The 20471-nt window shown below is 71.1% G+C and carries 23 protein-coding genes and 1 pseudogene; 6 read left to right on the top strand and 18 right to left on the bottom strand.

From position 1 onward, the window contains the following. Nucleotides 1-95: 95 nt before the first annotated feature. Entirely contained in the window at nucleotides 96-1574 is a 1479-nt protein-coding gene (locus tag RIN80_RS13085) for an NAD(P)H-hydrate dehydratase (protein ID WP_309095752.1), read from the bottom strand. Nucleotides 1575-1733: 159 nt separating this feature from the next. Here RIN80_RS13085 and RIN80_RS13090 point away from each other — a divergent pair, with 159 nt between their 5' ends. After that, nucleotides 1734-2888 (top strand): hypothetical protein, encoded by a 1155-nt coding sequence (locus RIN80_RS13090; protein WP_309095753.1) that lies wholly within the window; start codon nucleotides 1734-1736, stop codon nucleotides 2886-2888. A gap of 46 nt (nucleotides 2889-2934) precedes the next feature. Here the strand turns inward: RIN80_RS13090 and RIN80_RS13095 are convergent. Both RIN80_RS13095 and RIN80_RS13100 read right to left on the bottom strand, forming a co-directional pair. Then, nucleotides 2935-3922: pseudogene (locus RIN80_RS13095) on the bottom strand (BtrH N-terminal domain-containing protein). A gap of 111 nt (nucleotides 3923-4033) precedes the next feature. Beyond that, nucleotides 4034-4405: a holo-ACP synthase gene (locus tag RIN80_RS13100; RefSeq protein ID WP_309095754.1), complete on the bottom strand. Its 372-nt coding sequence runs from the start codon at nucleotides 4403-4405 to the stop codon at nucleotides 4034-4036. Here RIN80_RS13100 and RIN80_RS13105 point away from each other — a divergent pair. Together RIN80_RS13105 and RIN80_RS13110 are read left to right on the top strand one after the other, a co-directional pair. Continuing rightward, the gene (locus RIN80_RS13105; protein WP_309095755.1) at nucleotides 4404-4589 is read left to right on the top strand and encodes a hypothetical protein; all 186 of its coding nucleotides are present in this window, start codon (nucleotides 4404-4406) and stop codon (nucleotides 4587-4589) included. The genes RIN80_RS13100 and RIN80_RS13105 overlap by 2 nt on opposite strands. An 85-nt stretch (nucleotides 4590-4674) precedes the next feature. Continuing rightward, nucleotides 4675-5022: a hypothetical protein gene (locus tag RIN80_RS13110; protein ID WP_309095756.1), complete on the top strand. Its 348-nt coding sequence runs from the start codon at nucleotides 4675-4677 to the stop codon at nucleotides 5020-5022. A gap of 58 nt (nucleotides 5023-5080) precedes the next feature. Here the strand turns inward: RIN80_RS13110 and glmS are convergent, their stop codons facing one another. The 3 genes from glmS to RIN80_RS13125 all read right to left on the bottom strand — a co-directional run bounded on the left by glmS (nucleotide 5081) and on the right by RIN80_RS13125 (nucleotide 8838). Next, nucleotides 5081-6928 carry a glutamine--fructose-6-phosphate transaminase (isomerizing) gene (glmS, locus tag RIN80_RS13115; RefSeq protein ID WP_309095757.1) on the bottom strand — a complete coding sequence of 616 codons (1848 nt, stop codon included), beginning with the start codon at nucleotides 6926-6928 and terminating at the stop codon, nucleotides 5081-5083. 96 nt (nucleotides 6929-7024) lie between these two features. Next, on the bottom strand, nucleotides 7025-7834 hold the full coding sequence (locus RIN80_RS13120) for an ABC transporter permease (RefSeq protein ID WP_309095758.1): 810 nt from the start codon (nucleotides 7832-7834) through the stop codon (nucleotides 7025-7027). Beyond that, nucleotides 7831-8838, bottom strand: coding sequence for an ATP-binding cassette domain-containing protein (locus tag RIN80_RS13125; protein ID WP_309095759.1), 1008 nt, complete (start codon nucleotides 8836-8838; stop codon nucleotides 7831-7833). Before RIN80_RS13125 ends, RIN80_RS13120 begins: the two co-directional genes overlap by 4 nt. Before the next feature lie 172 nt (nucleotides 8839-9010). Here RIN80_RS13125 and coaA point away from each other — a divergent pair, with 172 nt between their 5' ends. Continuing rightward, nucleotides 9011-10000, top strand: coding sequence for a type I pantothenate kinase (gene coaA / locus RIN80_RS13130; protein ID WP_309095760.1), 990 nt, complete (start codon nucleotides 9011-9013; stop codon nucleotides 9998-10000). A gap of 16 nt (nucleotides 10001-10016) precedes the next feature. Beyond that, the gene (locus RIN80_RS13135) at nucleotides 10017-10946 is read left to right on the top strand and encodes a DUF389 domain-containing protein (RefSeq protein ID WP_309095761.1); all 930 of its coding nucleotides are present in this window, start codon (nucleotides 10017-10019) and stop codon (nucleotides 10944-10946) included. Nucleotides 10947-11034: 88 nt separating this feature from the next. On the opposite strand, the gene glmM is transcribed toward RIN80_RS13135, so the two are convergent. From glmM to RIN80_RS13155, 4 genes are all read right to left on the bottom strand, one after another. Further along, nucleotides 11035-12393 (bottom strand): phosphoglucosamine mutase, encoded by a 1359-nt coding sequence (gene glmM, locus RIN80_RS13140; RefSeq protein ID WP_309095762.1) that lies wholly within the window; start codon nucleotides 12391-12393, stop codon nucleotides 11035-11037. A 165-nt stretch (nucleotides 12394-12558) separates the two neighbouring features. Further along, complete coding sequence (rpsI, locus tag RIN80_RS13145; RefSeq protein WP_019526966.1) at nucleotides 12559-13071, bottom strand: 30S ribosomal protein S9; 513 nt, start codon at nucleotides 13069-13071, stop codon at nucleotides 12559-12561. Nucleotides 13072-13113: 42 nt separating this feature from the next. Continuing rightward, entirely contained in the window at nucleotides 13114-13557 is a 444-nt protein-coding gene (rplM, locus tag RIN80_RS13150; RefSeq protein WP_019754543.1) for a 50S ribosomal protein L13, read from the bottom strand. Nucleotides 13558-13771: 214 nt separating this feature from the next. Further along, on the bottom strand, nucleotides 13772-14095 hold the full coding sequence (locus RIN80_RS13155) for a hypothetical protein (protein ID WP_309095763.1): 324 nt from the start codon (nucleotides 14093-14095) through the stop codon (nucleotides 13772-13774). A 74-nt stretch (nucleotides 14096-14169) separates the two neighbouring features. Between RIN80_RS13155 and RIN80_RS13160 the strand changes: the two genes are divergently transcribed. Continuing rightward, entirely contained in the window at nucleotides 14170-15039 is an 870-nt protein-coding gene (locus RIN80_RS13160; protein WP_309095764.1) for a hypothetical protein, read from the top strand. A gap of 7 nt (nucleotides 15040-15046) precedes the next feature. Here the strand turns inward: RIN80_RS13160 and truA are convergent, their stop codons facing one another. The 8 genes from truA to map all read right to left on the bottom strand — a co-directional run bounded on the left by truA (nucleotide 15047) and on the right by map (nucleotide 20375). Then, nucleotides 15047-15901, bottom strand: coding sequence for a tRNA pseudouridine(38-40) synthase TruA (gene truA, locus RIN80_RS13165; RefSeq protein WP_309095765.1), 855 nt, complete (start codon nucleotides 15899-15901; stop codon nucleotides 15047-15049). Nucleotides 15902-16046: 145 nt separating this feature from the next. After that, nucleotides 16047-16538, bottom strand: a complete 492-nt coding sequence (rplQ, locus tag RIN80_RS13170; RefSeq protein WP_309095766.1) for a 50S ribosomal protein L17 — start codon at nucleotides 16536-16538, stop codon at nucleotides 16047-16049. A 171-nt stretch (nucleotides 16539-16709) separates the two neighbouring features. Then, nucleotides 16710-17732 (bottom strand): DNA-directed RNA polymerase subunit alpha, encoded by a 1023-nt coding sequence (locus tag RIN80_RS13175; protein WP_003966937.1) that lies wholly within the window; start codon nucleotides 17730-17732, stop codon nucleotides 16710-16712. A gap of 155 nt (nucleotides 17733-17887) precedes the next feature. Further along, nucleotides 17888-18292 carry a 30S ribosomal protein S11 gene (gene rpsK, locus RIN80_RS13180; RefSeq protein WP_003956432.1) on the bottom strand — a complete coding sequence of 135 codons (405 nt, stop codon included), beginning with the start codon at nucleotides 18290-18292 and terminating at the stop codon, nucleotides 17888-17890. Between the two features lie 64 nt (nucleotides 18293-18356). Continuing rightward, nucleotides 18357-18737 (bottom strand): 30S ribosomal protein S13, encoded by a 381-nt coding sequence (gene rpsM / locus RIN80_RS13185; RefSeq protein WP_010036675.1) that lies wholly within the window; start codon nucleotides 18735-18737, stop codon nucleotides 18357-18359. Nucleotides 18738-18929: 192 nt separating this feature from the next. After that, a complete protein-coding gene (rpmJ, locus tag RIN80_RS13190) occupies nucleotides 18930-19043 on the bottom strand; it encodes a 50S ribosomal protein L36 (RefSeq protein ID WP_003998809.1) in 114 nt (37 codons plus the stop codon). A 60-nt stretch (nucleotides 19044-19103) separates the two neighbouring features. Then, on the bottom strand, nucleotides 19104-19325 hold the full coding sequence (gene infA, locus RIN80_RS13195) for a translation initiation factor IF-1 (protein ID WP_003948620.1): 222 nt from the start codon (nucleotides 19323-19325) through the stop codon (nucleotides 19104-19106). Nucleotides 19326-19538: 213 nt separating this feature from the next. Beyond that, nucleotides 19539-20375 (bottom strand): type I methionyl aminopeptidase, encoded by an 837-nt coding sequence (map, locus tag RIN80_RS13200; RefSeq protein ID WP_309095767.1) that lies wholly within the window; start codon nucleotides 20373-20375, stop codon nucleotides 19539-19541. Nucleotides 20376-20471 lie beyond the last annotated feature (96 nt).

Raw genomic sequence — 20471 nt, forward strand, 5'->3', positions numbered from 1 at the left:
CCCTCACCCCTGCCCCGGCCCCTGCCCCGGCCAGGGGCACCGGCCCTCACCCCTGCCCCGGCCCCGGCCCCTGCCCCGGCCAGGGGCACCGGCCCTCACCCCAGCACGTTCCGCCAGGCCTGAGGGATCGCCGCGGCCACATCATGCGCCCCCACCGGCGCCCCCTCCGCCGCCAGCCGCCCGGCCAGCCCGTGCACGTACGCCCCCACGCTGCCCGCCTCCACCGCCGACAGCCCGGCCGCCAGCAACGACCCGGCCAGCCCCGACAGCACGTCCCCACTGCCCGCCGTGGCCAGCCACGACGTCCCCGTCGGGTTCACCCGCACCGCCCCGCCCCCCGGGTCGGCCACCAGCGTCGTCGACCCCTTCAGCAGCACGGTCGCCCCGTACCGCGCCGCCAGCTCCCGCACCGCGGCCAGCCGCCCCTCCTCGACCTCCCGGCGTTCCACCCCCAGCAGCGCCGCCGCCTCGCCCGCGTGCGGCGTCAGCAGCGTCGGTGCCCGGCGCCCCCGCACGGCCTCCGCGTCCGCCAGCCGCAGCCCGTCCGCGTCGACCAGCACCGGCACCTCCGCCGCCAGCACCTCCCCCACCGTCGCCGCGTCGTCCCCCGCGCCGGGTCCGACGACCCACGCCTGCACCCGCCCGGCGTGCCTGGGCCCCCGGTCCGACACGAGCGTCTCGGGGAACCGCGCGATCACCGCGTCCCCGGCCGGCCCGACGTACCGCACGGCCCCGGCCCCGCCCCGCAGCGCCCCCGAGACGGCGAGCACCGCGGCCCCGGGGTACCGGGCCGACCCGGCCGCGATCCCGACCACGCCCCGCCGGTACTTGTCGCTCTCCGCGCGCGGCACCGGCAGCAGCCGGGCCACGTCCGCGTGCTGCAGCGCCTCCAGCTCCGGTTCAGCGGGCAGTGCGAGGCCGATGTCGACCAGCCGTACCGACCCGGCGTACTCCCGCGCCGGGTCGATCAGCAGCCCCGGCTTGTGCGTCCCGAACGTCACCGTCAGATCGGCCCGGACCGCGACGCCCCGCACCTCCCCGGTGTCGGCGTCCACCCCGCTCGGCAGATCGACGGCGACGACAGCCGCCCGCGACCGCTCGGCGGCGGCCGCCAGCGGCACCGCCTCCGGCCGCAGCCCGCCCTTCCCGCCGATCCCGACGACGCCGTCGACCACGAGATCGGCCCGCTCGATCAGCTCCTCGGCGCCACCGCCTCCCGCGCCGCCGCGCCCGGCGCCACCGCCCCCGGCCGCGTCACCGACCCCGACGGCCCGTCCCCCGGCCCGCTTCAGCGCCGCCAGTCCCGCCGCGTGCGCCCGCTCCGGCGCGAGCAGCACCGCCGTGACCCCGGCCCCGCGCCGGGCCAGCCGCGCCCCGGCGTACAGGGCGTCACCGCCGTTGTCCCCGCTGCCGACCAGCAGCACCACCCGGCTGCCGTACACCCGCCCCAGCAGGTCGGCACAGGCCGCGGCGAGCCCGGCGGCGGCGCGTTGCATCAGCGCCCCCTCCGGCAGCCGGGCCATCAGCTCCCGTTCGGCGGTCCTGACCGTGTCCACGCTGTACGCACTCCGCATGGAGGTCGAGTTTCCCGTACGGCCCCCCGCCCACTCCCGCGCACCCGGCGCGACTCCCTCCCGTGTCGCATCCATTGACGCTCCGCCGTGCCTTTGCCAGACTCCCGCCGCGCAGAAAGCGCTTGCAGACCCCCCACGTTCGACGAAACCGAGGCCCCCATGGGACGCAGAGCCGCATTACTGGCCGCCGCCGGTGCCACCGCCCTCCTCACCGCCGCCGGCAGCGTGAACGCCCCCGCCACCGCCGCCCCCACCCGCGCCCTGGCCTGCGGAGACGGCTCCTTCCAGGCCGAGGCCGTGCAGAGCGGCAGCACCTGGACCGTACGGCGCGGCGGCAGCACGGTCCACACCGGCACCGACATGCGCGCCGCCGTGCAGGCGGCCGTCAACAGCCTGACGCCGGGCCGCACCGCGAAGGAGCGGGTCGTGGTCCGCGGCTCGGGTTCCGTCCCGGCGGGCTCCCGCATCTCGCTGCCGAGCTACACCGTCCTCGACGTCTGCGGCACCATCGACGTCACCGGCGGCGGCTCGGGCGACCAGGCGCCGGTCTACTCGCGCGGCACGCGTGACGTGGAGGTGCAGAACCTCAAGCTCACGGGCACCCCGCTGTACGGCATCTTCCTGCGCAACGTGCAGAACGTCGTGCTCGGCCAGATCGACATGCGCCTGTCCGCCGGGCTGGGCGTGCGCATCGACAACCGCGGCGACACCAGCCAGTGGACCCGCAACGTCCGCATCGACAACGTCTACGTCTCCGGCGCCTCCAGCCACGCGGTCGAGACGTACGGCGTGGACGGCCTCACCGTCGGCACGGTGACGGCCCGCAACGTCGGCGAGTCCGGGCTGCTGCTCAACCAGACCGTCAACGCCACCGTCGGCAAGGTGGACGCGGAGAACGCGGGCACGGGCACCGGCTACGCCGCCTTCCGCATGGCCAACCGCAACGGCCGGATCGGCAGCGGCTACCCCACCAACATCCGCGTCGGCGAGGTCGTCGCGCGCGGCGGCGGGCGTGGCGTGTTCTGCGTCTCGGAGAGCGGCGGGGCCGTCATCGACCGGGTGACGCTCTCCAGCACCGGCAACAACTCGGTCCTGATCGAGAACTGCTACAACGTCAGCCTGGCCGCCCAGAGCGGCACGATCACCGGCGGCGGCGAACTGCGCCTGGCCGCGCGCTCGGAGTTCCCCAACAACAAGGACATCACCATCCAGAACCTGACGGTCACCAACTCGGCCATCAGGGAGAGCCCGTGCGGTGAGAACACGACGTTCCGCAACATCACCCGGGTCAACACCAGCCAGTCGGTGTGCTGACCCCACGCCGTGCCGCGAAGCCCTCGCCCCGCACCCGGCGAGGGCTTCACGCCCGCAGGCGGACGAGCGCCTCCATGGCCTCGCGCTCGATGCGGGCGAGGTCGAAGAGCACGGCACCCGCCCGCACGAGGCACTGCGCGTCCCCGCCTCACCGGCCCGCGTGATCAGCGCCGCGACCGCCGTCCACAGGGCCGCCGCCTCGGCGTACAGCCCGTGCCCGGTGCGCAGCGGCTCGCTGTCGATCCACTGGCGGCACTCGGCGAGGAAGTCGCGGTAGAGGTTGCGGAACAGGGCGCCTCCGGTGCCGGCCCTCTCCATCAGCAGGGCGGCCCGCGGCAGGTCCCGACGCGGGTCGTCGGTGCGCGCCGGCCAGCGGGGCACGAGCGTGCCGGCCTTCTCGATGCCGCGGTGGCCCAGGTTGGCGATGGGCGGCGTGAGGAAGGCGTCCGCGCAGGCGGTGACGGCGGGGACGATCCGGTCCCGCACGTCCGGGGGTTCCGCCGGGGCGGTGAGGGTGAAGGAGCGATGCCTGGCCGTCATCGGCCCGCGCGCGGCCCTGGCGCGGGCGAGCCCGGCCAAAGAGGTGAGACGGCGCCGCCCCGCTGCTCGGTGTCCACGAGGAAGGCATCTCGGCCGTCGTAGCCGTACAGGGCGACGACATGGCCGCCGAAGCGCACCCTGGAGGTGAAGTAGTCCAGGTGGTAGCTGTCGAGCTGGAGCCCGACGGGCTGCCCGGCGTCGACGGCCGCCGTCACGTTCCGCCACCCCTTGCGGGCGGAGGCGCTCTCGCGCACCACGAGTTCCAGCCCGAGGGCGCGGGCCGGATTCCGGGTGAGTTCGAAAGGCTTGACCCGCCCCCCGAGGAACGGGAAGTCCATGGTCCTGCTGTCCCAGTAGACGAAGGACAGACCGGAGCCGAGGCCGAAGATCATCGGCTCGGACAGGTCGATGCCCTGGTGCCGCAGCAGCACTCCCAGCGCCGTCGTCTCGCAGTGCCGCCCGCCGCGGGTGTCGACACCCTCCACCGTGACCATGCCGCGCCTCCTGACGTGGCCGTTCCTGCTCCCCTGGTCGGTGCCGGGCGCGGCGGGCCTCCCCGGCTCCGTCACCCTCCTGGGCGCGATGCACTGAGCCGTCGGCCCGTGTCACGCCTCGGCGATCACGACGGCCGAGGCGACCCCGGCGTCATGGCTGAGGGACACGTGCCAGGACCGCACCCCGAGTTCGGCGGCCCGCGCGGCCACCGTCCCGGTCACCCGCAGCCGGGGCTGCCCGCTGTCCTCGACGTACACCTCGGCGTCGGTCCACAGCAGCCCGCCCGGGGCGCCGAGCGCCTTGGCCAGGGCCTCCTTGGCGGCGAACCGGGCGGCCAGGGAGGCGACCCCCCGGCGTTCCCCGCCGGGCAGCAGCAACTCCCGTTCCACGAACAGCCGTTCGGCCAGCGCCGGCGTACGTTCCAGTGCCGCCGCGAACCGATCGATCTCGGCGACGTCGATCCCGACCCCGATGATGCTCATGCCCAGCACCCTACGGTCCGGGCGGGACGTTCCCCACCGGCACCTGCCCCCCGGGCCCGGCACGACCGGCACGGAAGGGGACGGCCTCACCGACCGCGAACGCTACGGGGACCGGTACCTGAACGAGCGGGACCGGGCCGATGCCGCAACCTCCGCCCCTGACCTGCCCGTACTGAACCCCTGATCTTGAACTCCCCCTCCCCCTTGTACAGTTCGCGATGACCGCGATGTGCACACGGCATCGCACGCAACGGGAGGAACGCACCACCATGAAGTTCAAGTCGCTGGGAACCGCGGCCACTTCGATAGCTCTCTTCGCCACGGCCCTCACCGGCACCGTGGCCACCGCCGGCACCGCCGCCGCGGCCCCGCCGAAGGACTGCAGCAAGGCGATCGTGAACGTCAAGGCCAAGGAGACCGTCAAGGTCCGCACCGCGCCGAAGACCTCCGCCACGGCCCTCGGCATCTGGGGCAAGGGCAAGCGCGGCGCCATCTGCAACGACGGCAAGGCCTACAAGGGCGGCTCGTACACGGCCTGCGGCAAGAAGAGCAACCTCTGGTACTACGGCGGCGACAAGGTCAACGGCTGGGTCCCCAAGACCTGCATCAACTGGTGACCACCCGCCCCACCGCATGAACCGGGGGCGAACGGCGGCGGCCGTTCGCCCCCTTCGCTCATTCCACCGTCACCGACTTCGCCAGGTTCCTCGGCTGGTCCACCTCGTTGCCGCGGGCCGTCGCCAGTTCGCACGCGAACACCTGCAAGGGCACGGTGGCCACCAGCGGCTGCAGCAGGGTCGGCGTGACCGGGATCCGGATCAGATGGTCCGCGTACGGCACGACCGCCTCGTCGCCCTCCTCGGCGATGACGATCGTCCGCGCGCCCCGCGCCCGGATCTCCTGGATGTTGGACACGATCTTGTCGTGCAGCACCGACCGCCCCCGCGGTGACGGCACGACCACGACGACCGGCAGGTCCTCCTCGATCAGCGCGATCGGCCCGTGCTTCAGCTCGCCCGCCGCGAACCCCTCGGCGTGCATGTAGGCGAGTTCCTTCAGCTTCAGCGCGCCTTCCAGTGCCACCGGGTAGCCGACGTGCCGGCCGAGGAAGAGCACCGTGTTCTTCGAGGCCAGCGTGCGCGCCAGCTCCCGCACCGGCTCCATCGTCCCGAGCACCCGCTCCACCGCGCCGGAGATGGACGACAGGTCCCGGATCACCGCCCGGATCTCGTCGCCCCACTTGGTGCCCCGGATCTGGCCGAGGTACAGGGCGACCAGGTAGCAGGCCACGAGCTGCGTCAGAAACGCCTTCGTGGAGGCGACGGCGACCTCCGGCCCGGCGTGCGTGTACAGCACGGCGTCGGACTCGCGCGGGATCGTCGAGCCGTTGGTGTTGCAGATCGCCAGCACCTTGGAGCCCTGCTCGCGGGCGTGCCGCAGCGCCATCAGGGTGTCCATGGTCTCGCCGGACTGGGAGATGGCGATGACCAGCGTCTGCGCGTCCAGGATCGGGTCGCGGTAGCGGAACTCACTGGCCAGCTCCACCTCGCACGGCACGCGCGTCCAGTGCTCGATGGCGTACTTGGCGATCATCCCCGCGTGGAAGGCCGTACCGCACGCGACGATGACGACCTTGTCGATCTCGCGCAGCACCCGCGGCGGGATCCGCACCTCGTCCAGGGTCAGCGAGCCGGAGCCGTCGATGCGGCCCAGCAGGGTGTCGGCGACCGCCTTGGGCTGCTCGGCGATCTCCTTGAGCATGAAGTAGTCGTAGCCGCCCTTCTCCGCGGCGGAGGCGTCCCAGTCGACGTGGTAGGAGCGCACGTCCGCCGGCCGGCCGTCGAAGCCCGTCACCGTCACGCCGTCCCGGCGCAGCTCCACCACCTGGTCCTGGCCCAGCTCGATCGCGGACCGGGTGTGCTCGATGAACGCGGCGACGTCCGAGGCGAGGAAGGCCTCGCCCTCACCGACGCCCACCACCAGCGGCGAGTTCCGCCGGGCGCCCACCACCACCTCCGGCTCGTCGGCGTGCACCGCGACCAGCGTGAAGGCGCCCTCCAGCCGCCGGCACACCAGCCGCATCGCCTCGGCCAGATCCGCGCAGGAGGAGAACTCTTCGGCGAGCAGATGGGCGACGACCTCGGTGTCGGTCTCGGAGGACAGCTCGTGGCCGCGCTCCTGGAGCTCGGCGCGCAGTGCGGCGAAGTTCTCGATGATGCCGTTGTGGACGACCGCGACCCGGCCCGCGTTGTCGATGTGCGGGTGGGCGTTGGCGTCGGTCGGTCCGCCGTGGGTGGCCCACCGGGTGTGGCCGATGCCCGTCGTGCCCGTCGGCAGCGGCCTGCCGTCCAGTTCCTTCTCCAGGTTGAGGAGCTTGCCGGCCTTCTTGGCCGTCGCGAGCCCCCCGTCGGCCAGGACGGCCACGCCCGCCGAGTCGTAGCCCCGGTACTCCAGCCGCTTCAGCCCGGCCGTCACGACCTCGAGCGCCGACTGCGGCCCCACGTATCCCACGATTCCACACATGGGCGGCAGCTTAGGGTCGATTCCCGTGCCGAACCGGCCGTTGCGTGCCCGAAATCGGAAATTCCCACCGGGGTACGAACGGCTCGGCTGCCCCTGTCAGACCTTCGCGCGATACGCCCTCATCGCCAGCGGATAGAAGACGAGCGCGATCCCCGCCGCCCACACCAGCGACCACAGCACCGGCTCCGCCACCGGCCCGCCCAGCAGCAGCCCGCGGAACGCGTCGGACAGGTGGGTGACCGGATTGACGTCGCTCCACGCCTGGAGCCAGCCCGGCATGGTGTCGACGACGACGAACGCGCTGCTGGTGAAGGTGATCGGGAAGATCAGGGTGAAGGCGAACGCCTGCACCTTCTCCGCGTCACCGGCCAGCATCCCGATCAGCACCGCGCTCCAGGAGACGGCCGCGGCGAACACCACCACCAGCAGCACGCCGAGCAGGAACCCGCCGAAGCCGCCGGTGACCCGGAAGCCGAGCGCGAGACCGAGGACGATCATCAGGACCATCGCCCAGACGTGCTTGGCGAGGTCGGCGGTGATGCGCCCGACGAGCGGGGCGGAGCGGGCGATGGGCAGGCTGCGCAGCCGGTCGAAGACGCCCTTGGTGAGGTCCGTGTTGAGGGCCATGGCCGTGTACATGGTCATGAACAGGGTGTTCTGCACAATGATCCCGGGCAGCGCGTACTTCAGGTACGCCTCGGGCGACCCGGCCATCTGCCCGCCCAGCACGTAGGTGAACAGGAACACGAACATGATCGGCGTGATGCTGTAGTCGACCAGTTCGAGCGGGTTGTGCTTGACGGCGACCAGGCTCCGCCAGGCCATCGTGAAGGTCTGCCGCAGTCCGGCGAGGGCCGGCACCCGGCCGGAGGAGGTGACCGGCGCCGTGACGGTCGTGGCGGTCATGACCGGATCACCGCCTTCGCCGGCTCGTCCTCGTCCCGGACGTCCGCGTCACCGTCCTCTCCGGCCCCGCCCGGTTCCGCACGGTGGCCGGTCAGGGAGAGGAACACCTCGTCGAGCGAGGAGCGGCGCAGGGCCAGCTCCCCCACGGCGATGCCCTCCCGGTCCAGCGCGCGCACGACGGCCGGCATCAGCTCCGGGTCCTTCACGGGCGCGGTGACCGCCTCGCCCTCGATCCGCGCCTCGGGCCCGGCGGCCCCGGCCACCAGGGCGTGCGCCCGGGCGAGGTCCTGCCCGAGGATCGGCCGCAGCTCCAGCACCTGCCCGCCGACCTGCGCCTTGAGCCCGTCGGGCGTGCCCTCGGCGATCACCCGGCCCTTGTCGATCACCACGATGTCGTCGGCGAGCACATCGGCCTCGTTCAGGTACTGGGTGGTCAGCAGGGCGGTCGCCCCGTCCGCGACCAGGCCGCGCAGCAGGTCCCACAGCTCGCCGCGGCTGTGGGGGTCGAGCCCGGTGGTGGGCTCGTCGAGGAAGAGGATGCTGGGCCGGCCGACCAGGCTGGCCGCGAGGTCCAGACGCCGGCGCATACCGCCCGAGTACGTCTTCGCGGCCCGGCCCGCCGCGTGCGTCAGCTGGAAACGCTCCAGCAGTTCACCCGACCGCGCCTTGGCCGCCCGGCGAGGCAGCCCGAGCAGCCGGCCGATGAGCAGCAGGTTCTCCGCGCCGGTGAGGTTCTCGTCGACCGCCGCGTACTGCCCGGTCAGCCCGACCAGGGAGCGCACCATCCCGGCCTCCCGGACCACGTCGTGTCCGGCCACCCGGGCCCACCCCCCGTCGGGCCGCAGCAGCGTGGCGAAGATCCGCACCGCTGTCGTCTTCCCGGCGCCGTTGGGGCCCAGCAGCCCGAGGACCGTGCCCTTGCGGGCCGCGAGGTCGACACCCGCCAGCGCCTCGGTCTCCCGGAACCGTTTGACCAGGCCTTCCGCCTCTATCGCATACGTCATGGGTCACCCCTCGGGGTCCGTGGACCCCGGGCCGGGCCCACCCTTCCCACAACTGTGACGCACGCCACTGACATTCCTCCCCTTGGCCGGATTTCTCCCCTGAGAGCGGCCCGAAAGACCCGCGTGACGGATCCCACCTCACCGTCCGTTCGAACGCCCGTAACAATGGACTGTGATCTCCCCGGTCTCCTCGACGCCCCGGAGCGCCCACCGGCCCCGCCCGGAGGCGACTCCCTACGTCGACCTCACCCGAGCCGAATGGAGCGCGCTGCGTGACAAGACGCCGCTGCCCCTGACGGCCGAGGAGGTCGAGAAGCTGCGCGGTCTCGGCGACGTGATCGACCTGGACGAGGTGCGGGACATCTACCTCCCGCTGTCCCGGCTCCTCAACCTCTACGTCGGCGCCACGGACGGCCTGAGAGGGGCGCTGAACACGTTCCTCGGCGAGCAGGGCTCCCAGTCCGGCACCCCGTTCGTCATAGGGGTCGCCGGCTCGGTCGCCGTCGGCAAGTCGACGGTCGCCCGCCTGCTGCAGGCCCTGCTCTCCCGCTGGCCCGAGCACCCTCGTGTGGAACTGGTCACCACCGACGGCTTCCTGCTGCCCACCCGGGAACTCCAGGCCCGCGGCCTGATGTCCCGCAAGGGCTTCCCGGAGTCCTACGACCGCCGCGCCCTGACCCGCTTCGTCGCCGACATCAAGGCCGGCAAGGACGAGGTCACGGCGCCGGTCTACTCCCACCTGATCTACGACATCGTCCCGGACGAGCGCCTCACGGTCCGCCGCCCCGACATCCTGATCGTCGAGGGCCTGAACGTCCTTCAGCCCGCCCTGCCCGGCAAGGACGGCCGCACCCGGGTCGGCCTCGCCGACTACTTCGACTTCAGCGTCTACGTCGACGCCCGCGTCGAGGACATCGAGCGCTGGTACCTCAGCCGCTTCCGCAAGCTGCGCGCGACCGCCTTCCAGAACCCGTCCTCGTACTTCCGCAAGTACACGCAGGTCTCCGAGGAGGAGGCCCTCGACTACGCCCGCACGATGTGGCGCACGATCAACCGGCCCAACCTGGTCGAGAACATCGCCCCCACCCGCGGCCGCGCCACCCTCGTCCTGCGCAAGGGCCCCGACCACAAGGTGCAGCGCCTGAGCCTGCGCAAGCTGTGACCGTTACGCTGCCGCCATGCTGCATCTGCGCCTGATCACGCCGTCCGAGAAGAGCGGGGACGTGGTCCGTCTGATCGAGGGGACGGTCGGTACCACGCATCTCGTCGTGCTGCCGGGCGCGGCCCGCGACCCCGCCGGCGACGTCGTGATGTGCGACGTGGCCCGGGAGGCGGGCGACGAACTCCTCGGCCGCCTGCGGGAGCTGGACCTGGAGGACTGCGGCTCGATCTCCGTCGAGAACATCGACCTGTCGCTGTCGAAGCGGGCCGACAAGGCGGAGGACGAGGCGCCGGGCGAGGGCGCGGACGCGGTGCTGTGGGAGCACCTGACCGACGCCACGCACGAGGAGTCCACGCTGTCGGTCACCTACCTGGCGTTCCTCATCCTGGCCACCATGATCGCCGCCTGCGGTGTGGTGCTGGACAACGCCATCCTGATCGTGGGCGCGATGGCGGTGGGCCCGGAGTTCGGCCCGCTCGCGGGCATCTGCACGGCGGTGGTGCAGCGCGCGCCCCGCCTGGCGCTGCGCTCGCTGACCGCCCTGCTGGTGGGCTTCGCCGTGGCGATGGCGGTGACGGTCGGCTTCAGCCACTTCATGGACGCGGTGAACCTGTTCAGCGAGGGGAAGCTGGAGAGCGACCGCCCCAACACCAGCTTCATCTACGCCCCCGACTGGTTCTCCTTCGTCGTGGCGGTCCTCGCCGGCGCCGCGGGCACGCTCTCCCTGACCTCCGCCAAGTCCGGCGCGCTGGTCGGCGTCGCGATCTCGGTGACCACGGTCCCGGCCGCCGCCAACGCGGCGGTGGCCCTCAGCTACGGCGACATGAAGCAGACCTGGGGTTCGACGGAACAGCTCCTGCTCAACCTGCTGGGCATCATCCTGGCCGGCACCCTGACCCTGCTGACCCAGAAGTGGCTCTGGCAACGCCAACGGCAGCGCACCTAGGGGCGCGGGGAACGGCGCGACGAGCCACGACGGACCCGCAGGCCGCCCCACACAGCACCCCGCCCCCGGACCCGGGACGAATCCCGCCCTATCCCAACGCCGACTTCACGACATCGGCGAGCCGCCCGGCCACCGACCGAGCCTGCTCGATGTCCGCCGCCTCGACCATCACCCGCACCAACGGCTCGGTCCCCGAAGGCCGCAGCAGCACCCGCCCGGTCTCCCCGAGTTCCCGCTCCGCGTCCGCCACCGCCGCCGCCAGCTCCGCACTCGTACGGACCCGCGACTTGTCCACGTCGGGCACGTTCACCAGCACCTGCGGCAGCCGCTCCATCACGGACGCCAGCTCCCGCAGCGTACGACCGCTCTGCGCGACCCGCGCCGCCAGCAGCAGCCCGGTCAGGGTGCCGTCACCCGTGGTCGCGTGATCGAGGATGATCACGTGCCCGGACTGCTCACCGCCCAGCGCGAAGCCGTGCTCCTTCATCTCCTCCAGCACGTACCGGTCCCCGACCGCCGTCTGGACGAGCCGGATGCCCTCCCGCTCCATGGCCAGCTTGAAGCCCAGGTTGGACATCACGGTCGCCACGACCGCGTCGGACCGCAGGGTGGACCGCTCCCGCATGGCCAGGGCGAGCACGGCGAGGATCTGGTCGCCGTCCACCTCCTCGCCGGTGTGGTCCACGGCGAGGCACCGGTCGGCGTCGCCGTCGTGCGCGATGCCGAGGTCGGCCCCCTGCTCGACGACGGCGGCCTTGAGCAGGTCCAGGTGCGTCGAGCCGCACCCGTCGTTGATGTTGAGCCCGTCCGGCTCGGCCCCGATCGTGACGACCTCGGCACCGGCCCGCCGGAACGCCTCGGGCGAGACCCGGGCGGCGGCACCGTGCGCCTCGTCCAGGACGACCTTCAGCCCGTCGAGCCGGTTCGGCAGGACACCCAGCAGATGGGCGACGTACCGGTCGGAGCCCTCGTCGTAGTCGCGCACCCGGCCCACCCCGGCACCGGTCGGCCGGTCCCACGGGGCGCCGGTGCGGTGCTCCTCGTAGACGGACTCGATGCGGTCCTCCAGCTCGTCGGCGAGCTTGTGACCGCCGCGGGCGAAGAACTTGATGCCGTTGTCCGGCATGGCGTTGTGGCTCGCGGAGAGCATCACACCCAGGTCGGCGCCGAGCTCCCCGGTCAGGAACGCCACGGCGGGCGTCGGCAGCACCCCGACGCGCAGGACATCCACACCGGCGCTGGCCAGGCCCGCCACCACGGCGGCTTCCAGGAACTCCCCGGAGGCGCGGGGGTCACGTCCGACGATCGCGGTGGGGCGGTGCCCCTCGAACGTGCCCGCCTCGGCCAGTACGTGCGCCGCGGCCACGGACAGGCCCAGGGCCATCTCCGCCGTGAGATCCGCGTTGGCGACACCGCGCACGCCGTCCGTGCCGAAGAGTCGTCCCACTGTGGTGTCCTCCGTATTGCTGAAGAGAATGCGGCTCACATTCCCGCGTACCTCCCCTGAGACTGTCCGGGGCCGGTAGGGGTTGTGTAAACGAACCGCCCCGGCAGCACAACCGTGCCGCCGGGGCGATCGAGGCGAAGCCAGTCGCGAGGACGGGCGTCGCGTTTAGCGCTTGCTGTACTGCGGAGCCTTGCGGGCCTTCTTCAGACCGGCCTTCTTGCGCTCGACCGCACGGTCGTCGCGGCGGAGGAAGCCGGCCTTCTTCAGCGGACCGCGGTTGTTGTCGACGTCGGCCTCGTTCAGCGCGCGGGCGACACCGAGACGGAGCGCACCGGCCTGGCCGGAGACACCGCCACCGGCGATGCGGGCGATGACGTCGTAGCGGCCCTCGAGCTCGAGGACCTTGAACGGCTCGTTGACTTCCTGCTGGTGCACCTTGTTCGGGAAGTAGTCCTCGAGGGTGCGACCGTTGATCTTCCACTTGCCGGTGCCCGGGACGATCCGGACGCGGGCGATGGCGTTCTTGCGACGGCCCAGGCCGGCGGCCGGCTGGGGCTCGCCGAAGCGGGACGCCATGGACTCCGAGGTGTACTCGCCCTCGACGGGGACCTCGGACTCGGTGGTGTAGCTGTCGATGTCAAGCTCTTCGAGCGGCTGCTCGGCAGTGGTCTCGGCCACGATTCTCCTCAGATTCTCTTCAGTCTTAGGGGGTGGCCGGACTTACTGCGCGACCTGGGTGATCTCGTACGGCTGCGGCTGCTGCGCGCCGTGCGGGTGCTGGTCACCCTTGTAGACCTTCAGCTTCGAGAGCATCTGACGGCCCAGAGTGTTCTTGGGGAGCATGCCCTTGACGGCCTTCTCGATGGCCTTCTCGGGGTTCTTGTCGAGCAGCTCGTCGTAACGGACGGAGCGCAGACCACCCGGGTAGCCGGAGTGGCGGTACGCCATCTTCTGGGTGCGCTTGTTGCCGGAGAGGTGCACCTTGTCGGCGTTGATGATGATGACGAAGTCACCAGCGTCGACGTGCGGCGCGTAGATCGGCTTGTGCTTGCCCCGGAGAAGGGTCGCTGCGGTGGAGGCGAGACGGCCCAGGACGACGTCCTGAGCGTCAATGACGTGCCACTGGCGCGTCACATCGCCGGGCTTGGGGCTGTACGTACGCACGGTTCGTAGCCTTCGCTTCGAGTGAATGGTCCTGAACAGGTCACCGAAACGATCACGACAGCCTTGACCGCACTGCGGTGACGCAAACCGCGTGCTGGTCGCTGGTCATCGGCCCGGTGGACCGGTGTAAGGGCCCGTCCCGTGAGAATGAGCAAGCCAATACACAACGAACAAGCAGAATACCGGGGTGTTCGACAAGGGTCAAAACGCGGGATCACCGACGCCGAATACGCCCCGGTGTGCACAGCGCGGCACCCAGCGTCACGACCCTGCGCGCCGCCCGCCGCACCCCCCGCCACCGGACCGGCCGCACGTACGGGAACACCGACGAGAGCACCACATCGGCCAGCACCCCGGCGCACCACCGCGCCACGGAGCCGCCCCCGCGCGCCCGGCGTCCCGCCCGCACCGCCCCGACCACGACGGACGGCCAGATCCCGACCGCCGCGGACGGCCAGACCGACAGGCACCCCAGCAGCACCACGGCCGGCAGCAGTCGCCCCAACCACCCGCAGATGTCGCCTTTGCCCGTGCGCATGGGAGGAACGCTAGGGGCTGCGGGGCCCGTCCAGGCGGACCAGCACGCCCCATGTCCCGTCTAAGATGCGCCCCATGAGCTTTGGGCAGGGGGGACCTCAGTCCCAGTGGGATCCCTGGAAACCGCAGTCGCAGCAGCCCTGGAGCAGCGGGGGCGGCCAGTCTCCCGACTGGGCAGCGCTCGCTGAAGCCTCCGAGGCCCGCAACAAGCGACGCCGTCTGCTGCTCGTCGGCGGCGGCGCGCTCGCCACGGTCGCGATCGGCACCGCCGTCGCGGTGGCCGTGGTCTCTGCGGGCGGCGACGGCCGGACGGACAGCCCCGCCTCCCTGCCCTCGGCGGACATCCCCAGCGGCACGGCCTCGGCCCCGTCGTTCGCCCCGACCAGCGCCCCGCCCCCGCTGGACCCGAAGGACTTCGTCGCCAGCGCGAACAAGGACAAGGCCCCGCTCAGCCCGGAGACGCTCTTCCCCGGCACCCAGCTGACGATGGGCGACACGGTCTACAAGAAGGGCCCCACCGCCGACACCAGGAGCTGCGCCTCGGCCGCCGGCGGCACCCTCCCCAAGGTCCTCACCGCCAACGACTGCACGCGTCTGATACGCGTGACCTACGTCAAGGGCGGCATCGCGGTCACCATGGGCGTGGCCGTCTTCGACACCGAGGCCCAGGCGCTCAAGGCCAAGAGCCAGACCGACAAGAAGAGCTTCGTGAAGTCGCTCTCCGGCGGCGGTGTGAAGGGCTTCTGCGAGTCCGCCATCTGCAACACGACGAGCAACTCCTACGGCCGCTACGCCTACTTCGCCAACGCCGGCTTCACCAGCGGCAAGGACGTCACCACGAAGGACACCGAGGTCTTCCGCACCAGCGGCGACCTGCAGCAGTTCACGTTCAACCAGATCCGCCGCCGCGGCGAGGCCCAGGCCTCGGCCGCGGCGAACGGGTGACGGGGCCTCAGCAGCACCCGGCCGCCGGCAACGACCGCTTGTTCCGCGCCTCCTTGCTGCGCGCGGCGAGCAACTCGTCGGCCGGGTAGCCGACTTCCTCCAGCGTCAGCCCGTGCGGCCGCACCACGTGCACGGCCGAGTCCCGCACGCCGGCCGCCAGCACCTTCGCGGGCCACTCCGGCGGCCGGTGCCCGTCTCCGACGAACAGCAGCGCCCCGATGAGCGAGCGCACCATGTTGTGGCAGAAGGCGTCGGCCCGCACGGTGGCCGTGATGATCCCGTCGTCGCCGCGCACCAGGCTCAGCTCCTGCAGCGTGCGGATGGTGGTGGCCCCCTCCCGCTTCTTGCAGTAGGCGGCGAAGTCGTGCTCGCCCACCAGTCCGCGGGCGGCCTCGTTCATGGCGTCCACGTCGAGCGGCCAGTCGTGCCACAGCACGTGGTTGCGCAGCAGCGGGTCGACACCGCCGGGGTTGTCGGTGACCCGGTAGGCGTACCGCCGCCACACCGCCGAGAAGCGGGCGTCGAACCCGCTGGGCGCCTCCCTCAGCGCCCAGACCCGCACGTCCCGGGGCAGTCGCCCGGCGAGCCGCTTGAGCAGCTTCTGGTGGTGCTCGGCCCACACCTCGCGCGGCAGATCGACGTGCGCGACCTGGCCCCGGGCGTGCACCCCGGCGTCCGTACGCCCGGCCACGGTCAGTTCGTAGGTCTCCCCGGACCGCGTCACGGTCCGCAGGGCGTCCTCGATCTCCCCCTGCACGGTCCGCCGTCCCCCGGCCTGCTTGGCCCAGCCCGAGAACTCGCTCCCGTCATAGGAGAGATCCAGCCGTACCCGGACGTGACCGGGTGCTACTTCCTCACTCACCCCAGGATCCTCTCACCCACACGAAGACGGGCCCGCCCCCTCGAAAGGGAACGGACCCGTCCATGACGCCCTTCAGGGGCGCGGGGAACTGCGCGAACGACCACGGCGTACCGCAAGCCGCCGACCGTCAGTCCCCGGCAGACGCTTACGCGTCCTTGGACTCCTCGGCGGAAGCCTCGTCGGCCTTGGTCGTGTCGACCTGGGCCTCGGCAGCCTCGTTGTCCTTCGCGGCACGCTTGGTCGCGGCCTCGGCCTCGCCGGTCGCCTCCTGCGCCACCGTCAGCGCCTCGACCAGCTCGATGACGGCCATGGGCGCGTTGTCGCCACGGCGGTTACCGATCTTGGTGATGCGGGTGTAGCCACCCGGACGGTTCTCGTAGCGCGGGCCGATCTCGGTGAAGAGCGTGTGGACGATGCTCTTGTCCGTGATGACCTGGAGCACCTGACGGCGGTTGTGAAGGTCGCCCTTCTTCGCCTTGGTGACCAGACGCTCGGCGTACGGGCGCAGGCGGCGGGCCTTCGCCTCGGTGGTGGTGATACGACCGTGCTCGAACAGCGACTTCGCGAGGTTCGCGAGCATCAGCTTCTCGTGCGCGGCGCTGCCGCCCAGACGGGCACCCTTGGTGGGCTTCGGCATGGTGTTTCTCCTAGGTGTCTGCCCCGGCCGTATCAGGTACCGGGGTCAGTATCCGAGCAGGCGGTCGCCCGTCGGAGATCCGGGGCGCCTTCCGACGCCCCGGAGGATCCGCGCCCCGACAGGGGCGCGGGGAACTGCGGGACCGGTCACGGCGGACCGGCAGCAGCCGAATCAGTACTGCTCGGTCTCCACGAAACCGGCGTCCGCGTCGTCGTCCGCACCGAAGGCGTCCGCGGCGGCGGTCGGGTCGAACCCGGGAGGCGAGTCCTTCAGCGCGAGGCCCATACCCGCGAGCTTCGCCTTGACCTCGTCGATCGACTTCGCACCGAAGTTGCGGATGTCGAGCAGGTCCGCCTCGGACCGCGCGACGAGCTCACCCACGGAGTGGATGCCCTCACGCTTGAGGCAGTTGTACGACCGAACGGTGAGCTCCAGCTCCTCGATCGGCAGCGCCAGATCGGCGGCCAGGGCGGCGTCCGTGGGGGACGGGCCCATGTCGATGCCCTCGGCGTCGATGTTCAGCTCGCGGGCGAGACCGAACAGCTCGACCAGGGTCTTGCCGGCGGAGGCCATGGCGTCACGGGGACGCATCGCCTGCTTGGTCTCGACGTCGACGATCAGCTTGTCGAAGTCGGTCCGCTGCTCGACACGCGTGGCCTCGACCTTGTACGTGACCTTGAGCACCGGCGAGTAGATCGAGTCGACCGGGATCCGGCCGATCTCCTGGCCGACCTGCTTGTTCTGCACGGCGGAGACGTAACCGCGGCCGCGCTCGACCGTCAGCTCCATCTCCAGCTTGCCCTTGCCGTTGAGCGTGGCGAGGACGAGGTCGGGGTTGTGCACCTCGACACCGGCCGGGGGCGCGATGTCGGCGGCGGTGACCAGACCCGGGCCCTGCTTGCGCAGGTACATCACGACCGGCTCGTCGTGCTCCGAGGAGACGACCAGCTGCTTGATGTTGAGGATCAGGTCGGTGACGTCCTCCTTGACGCCCGGCACGGTGGTGAACTCGTGCAGGACGCCGTCGATGCGGATGCTGGTGACAGCGGCACCGGGGATCGACGACAGGAGGGTGCGGCGGAGGGAGTTGCCGAGGGTGTAGCCGAAGCCCGGCTCCAGCGGCTCGATCACGAACCGGGAGCGGAACTCGTCGACGACCTCTTCGGTCAACGAGGGACGCTGAGCGATCAGCATGTGTGGATCAGATCCTTCAGTCGGGGGCGCCCGCTATTTGACGCCCGACTTGAACCGCCTCCGACGAAGAAGAAGCGGGTACTGCAAGGGTACGGGCGATACGGCCCTTTCACGGAGCCGTACCGCCCGAAAACCGTGAACCCGAAGGCGACGCGTCAGACGCGACGGCGCTTCGGCGGACGGCAGCCGTTGTGCGGGGTCGGGGTGACGTCCTGGATGGAGCCGACCTCGAGGCCCGTGGCCTGCAGGGAGCGGATCGCGGTCTCACGACCGGAACCCGGGCCCTTCACGAACACGTCGACCTTGCGCATGCCGTGCTCCTGGGCGCGGCGGGCAGCCGACTCGGCGGCCATCTGCGCGGCGAACGGCGTGGACTTCCGGGAACCCTTGAAGCCGACGTGGCCGGCGGAGGCCCAGGAGATCACGTTGCCGGACGGGTCCGTGATCGAGACGATCGTGTTGTTGAACGTGCTCTTGATGTGCGCGTGGCCGTGAGCGACGTTCTTCTTTTCCTTGCGGCGCACCTTCTTGGCAGCGCCCTGACGACCCTTGGGGGGCATCTATAACTCCTACGGGAGGTGGTCGGTCCTACAGCGAAGACCGTGGACAGGCGTCCGCTGTGGACTACTTCTTGCCCGGCTTCTTCTTGCCGGCGATGGCGCGACGCGGGCCCTTGCGGGTACGCGCGTTGGTGCTGGTGCGCTGACCGCGGACGGGCAGACCACGACGGTGACGCAGACCCTGGTAGGTACCGATCTCCACCTTGCGGCGGATGTCGGCCTGGATCTCACGACGGAGGTCACCCTCGGTCTTGATGTTGTTGTCGACGTACTCGCGGATCGCGACGAGCTGCTCCTCGGAGAGGTCGCGAACGCGGGTGTTCGGGTCGACGCCGGTGGCGGCCAGCGTCTGCTGCGAGAGGGTCCGGCCGATGCCGAACACGTAGGTGAGGGCGATCTCCACGCGCTTGTCGCGCGGGATGTCAACACCGGAAACGCGTGCCATTCAATGGCTCCAGTTGCTTGTCGGAGGTCTTCCACAGAACCGACTCCCAGCCGCCGTACCAGGTACGAACTGGGTCCCCGGCCTCCGACCGGGGGTGTCAGGCGGCTCGGTGTCCGCCTGGGTCCTGCGTATGAACTATTCAGCTTGCGTCGCGCGAATCTCTGCGATGGATGCAGAGGGATCGGTCGTGCGTCAGCCCTGGCGCTGCTTGTGGCGCGGGTTCTCGCAGATGACCATGACCCGGCCGTGACGGCGGATCACCCTGCACTTGTCGCAGATCTTCTTGACGCTCGGCTTGACCTTCATGGGATGTGAGGTTCTCCGGGTCAGTGCCACGACCCCGGCGAGCCGGGGCGCGGGCAAGATCTACTTGTAGCGGTAAACGATCCGGCCACGCGTCAGGTCGTACGGAGACAGCTCCACCACGACCCGGTCGTCAGGGAGGATGCGGATGTAGTGCATGCGCATCTTGCCGCTGATGTGTGCCAGGACCTGGTGGCCGTTCTGGAGCTCGACCTTGAACATGGCGTTCGGAAGAGACTCGACGACAGTGCCCTCGATCTCGATGGCACCTTGCTTCTTGGCCACGCTTCGCCCTTCGAATCGACTACCTTGATCGACTCCGTGCGGGCCGCATGCAGGCATGCGGGTACACAAGAGCCGACGAGTCAGTCTACGTCAGGCCCCTCGGAAAAACGAATCGAGAGAGTCTGCCCGGCCCGCAAGAGCTTTAAGCGCTCCCCAGAGGGGCGCGGGGAACCGCGCGAACGGCCACCGCCGGCGTGCGGACGCGCACGACGCTCAGCCCAGCGGATCCGGCGCGGCCTGGACGCCCAGCTCGGCGAGCTTCGCCTTGCCCCCGTCGGGAGACGTCAGCACGAGCGGCCCCTCCTCCGTCAGCGCGACGGAGTGCTCCCAGTGCGACGACCACGTGCCGTCCGTGGTGACGACCGTCCAGTCGTCCTCCAGGACCTCCGTCCGCGGCGTTCCCAGGGACACCATCGGCTCGATCGCCAGGCAGAACCCGGGCACCAGCTTCGGGCCCTTGCCGCGCCGCCGGTCGACGTAGTTCAGCAGGTGCGGGTCCATGTGCATCTCGGTGCCGATGCCGTGGCCGCCGTAGTCCTCGATGATCCCGTACTTGCCGCCGCCCGGCTTGGGCTGGCGGCGGATGTACGTCTCGATGGCCCGGGAGATGTCGACCAGCCGGTTGCCCTGCTTCATCGCGGCGATGCCGGCCCACATCGACTCCTCGGTCACCCGGGAGAGCTCGATCAGCTCCGGGGCGTGACCGGAGCCGACGAAGGCGGTGAAGGCCGCGTCGCCGTGCCAGCCGTCGATGATCGCGCCGCAGTCGATGGAGATGACGTCCCCGTCCTTGAGGACGACGTCGTCGGAGGGGATGCCGTGGACGACGACCTCGTTCACCGACGTGCAGATGGTCGCGGGGAAGCCGCCGTAGCCGAGGAAGTTCGGCTTGGCGTTGTGCTCGGCGAGCACCTTGCGGGCGACCTGGTCCAGATCCCTGGTGGTGGCCCCGGGGACGGCGGCCTCACGGGTCGCCGCGTGGATGGCGGCGACGACCAGCCCCGCCTCACGCATCTTGGCGATCTGCTCGGGGGTCTTGATCTGCACCATGGGGGCTACGGCCTTTCTGGACCTTGTGGCGACGGTGAACGCCTTCAACGATACGGGGCCGGGCGACGGCCCCGCCCACACAGCAGCCGCGGTCCC

It is taken from the genome of Streptomyces sp. (assembly GCF_031181705.1).
In the GTDB taxonomy this organism is placed as follows: domain Bacteria; phylum Actinomycetota; class Actinomycetes; order Streptomycetales; family Streptomycetaceae; genus Streptomyces.

What these genes read in the sequence shown, in the direction of transcription:
- rpsK (WP_003956432.1), bottom strand. Translation starts at nt 18,292, where the DNA reads ATGCCCCCCAAGGGTCGTCAGGGCGCTGCCAAGAAGGTGCGCCGCAAG.
- RIN80_RS13100 (WP_309095754.1), bottom strand. Translation starts at nt 4,405, where the DNA reads ATGAGCATCATCGGGGTCGGGATCGACGTCGCCGAGATCGATCGGTTC.
- rplQ (WP_309095766.1), bottom strand. Translation starts at nt 16,538, where the DNA reads ATGCCGAAGCCCACCAAGGGTGCCCGTCTGGGCGGCAGCGCCGCGCAC.
- RIN80_RS13085 (WP_309095752.1), bottom strand. Translation starts at nt 1,574, where the DNA reads ATGCGGAGTGCGTACAGCGTGGACACGGTCAGGACCGCCGAACGGGAG.
- RIN80_RS13175 (WP_003966937.1), bottom strand. Translation starts at nt 17,732, where the DNA reads ATGCTGATCGCTCAGCGTCCCTCGTTGACCGAAGAGGTCGTCGACGAG.
- RIN80_RS13110 (WP_309095756.1), top strand. Translation starts at nt 4,675, where the DNA reads ATGAAGTTCAAGTCGCTGGGAACCGCGGCCACTTCGATAGCTCTCTTC.
- map (WP_309095767.1), bottom strand. Translation starts at nt 20,375, where the DNA reads ATGGTGCAGATCAAGACCCCCGAGCAGATCGCCAAGATGCGTGAGGCG.
- RIN80_RS13135 (WP_309095761.1), top strand. Translation starts at nt 10,017, where the DNA reads ATGCTGCATCTGCGCCTGATCACGCCGTCCGAGAAGAGCGGGGACGTG.
- RIN80_RS13120 (WP_309095758.1), bottom strand. Translation starts at nt 7,834, where the DNA reads ATGACCGCCACGACCGTCACGGCGCCGGTCACCTCCTCCGGCCGGGTG.
- rpsM (WP_010036675.1), bottom strand. Translation starts at nt 18,737, where the DNA reads ATGGCACGCGTTTCCGGTGTTGACATCCCGCGCGACAAGCGCGTGGAG.
- rpmJ (WP_003998809.1), bottom strand. Translation starts at nt 19,043, where the DNA reads ATGAAGGTCAAGCCGAGCGTCAAGAAGATCTGCGACAAGTGCAGGGTG.
- RIN80_RS13160 (WP_309095764.1), top strand. Translation starts at nt 14,170, where the DNA reads ATGAGCTTTGGGCAGGGGGGACCTCAGTCCCAGTGGGATCCCTGGAAA.
- RIN80_RS13090 (WP_309095753.1), top strand. Translation starts at nt 1,734, where the DNA reads ATGGGACGCAGAGCCGCATTACTGGCCGCCGCCGGTGCCACCGCCCTC.
- glmS (WP_309095757.1), bottom strand. Translation starts at nt 6,928, where the DNA reads ATGTGTGGAATCGTGGGATACGTGGGGCCGCAGTCGGCGCTCGAGGTC.
- RIN80_RS13105 (WP_309095755.1), top strand. Translation starts at nt 4,404, where the DNA reads ATGCCCAGCACCCTACGGTCCGGGCGGGACGTTCCCCACCGGCACCTG.
- RIN80_RS13155 (WP_309095763.1), bottom strand. Translation starts at nt 14,095, where the DNA reads ATGCGCACGGGCAAAGGCGACATCTGCGGGTGGTTGGGGCGACTGCTG.
- RIN80_RS13125 (WP_309095759.1), bottom strand. Translation starts at nt 8,838, where the DNA reads ATGACGTATGCGATAGAGGCGGAAGGCCTGGTCAAACGGTTCCGGGAG.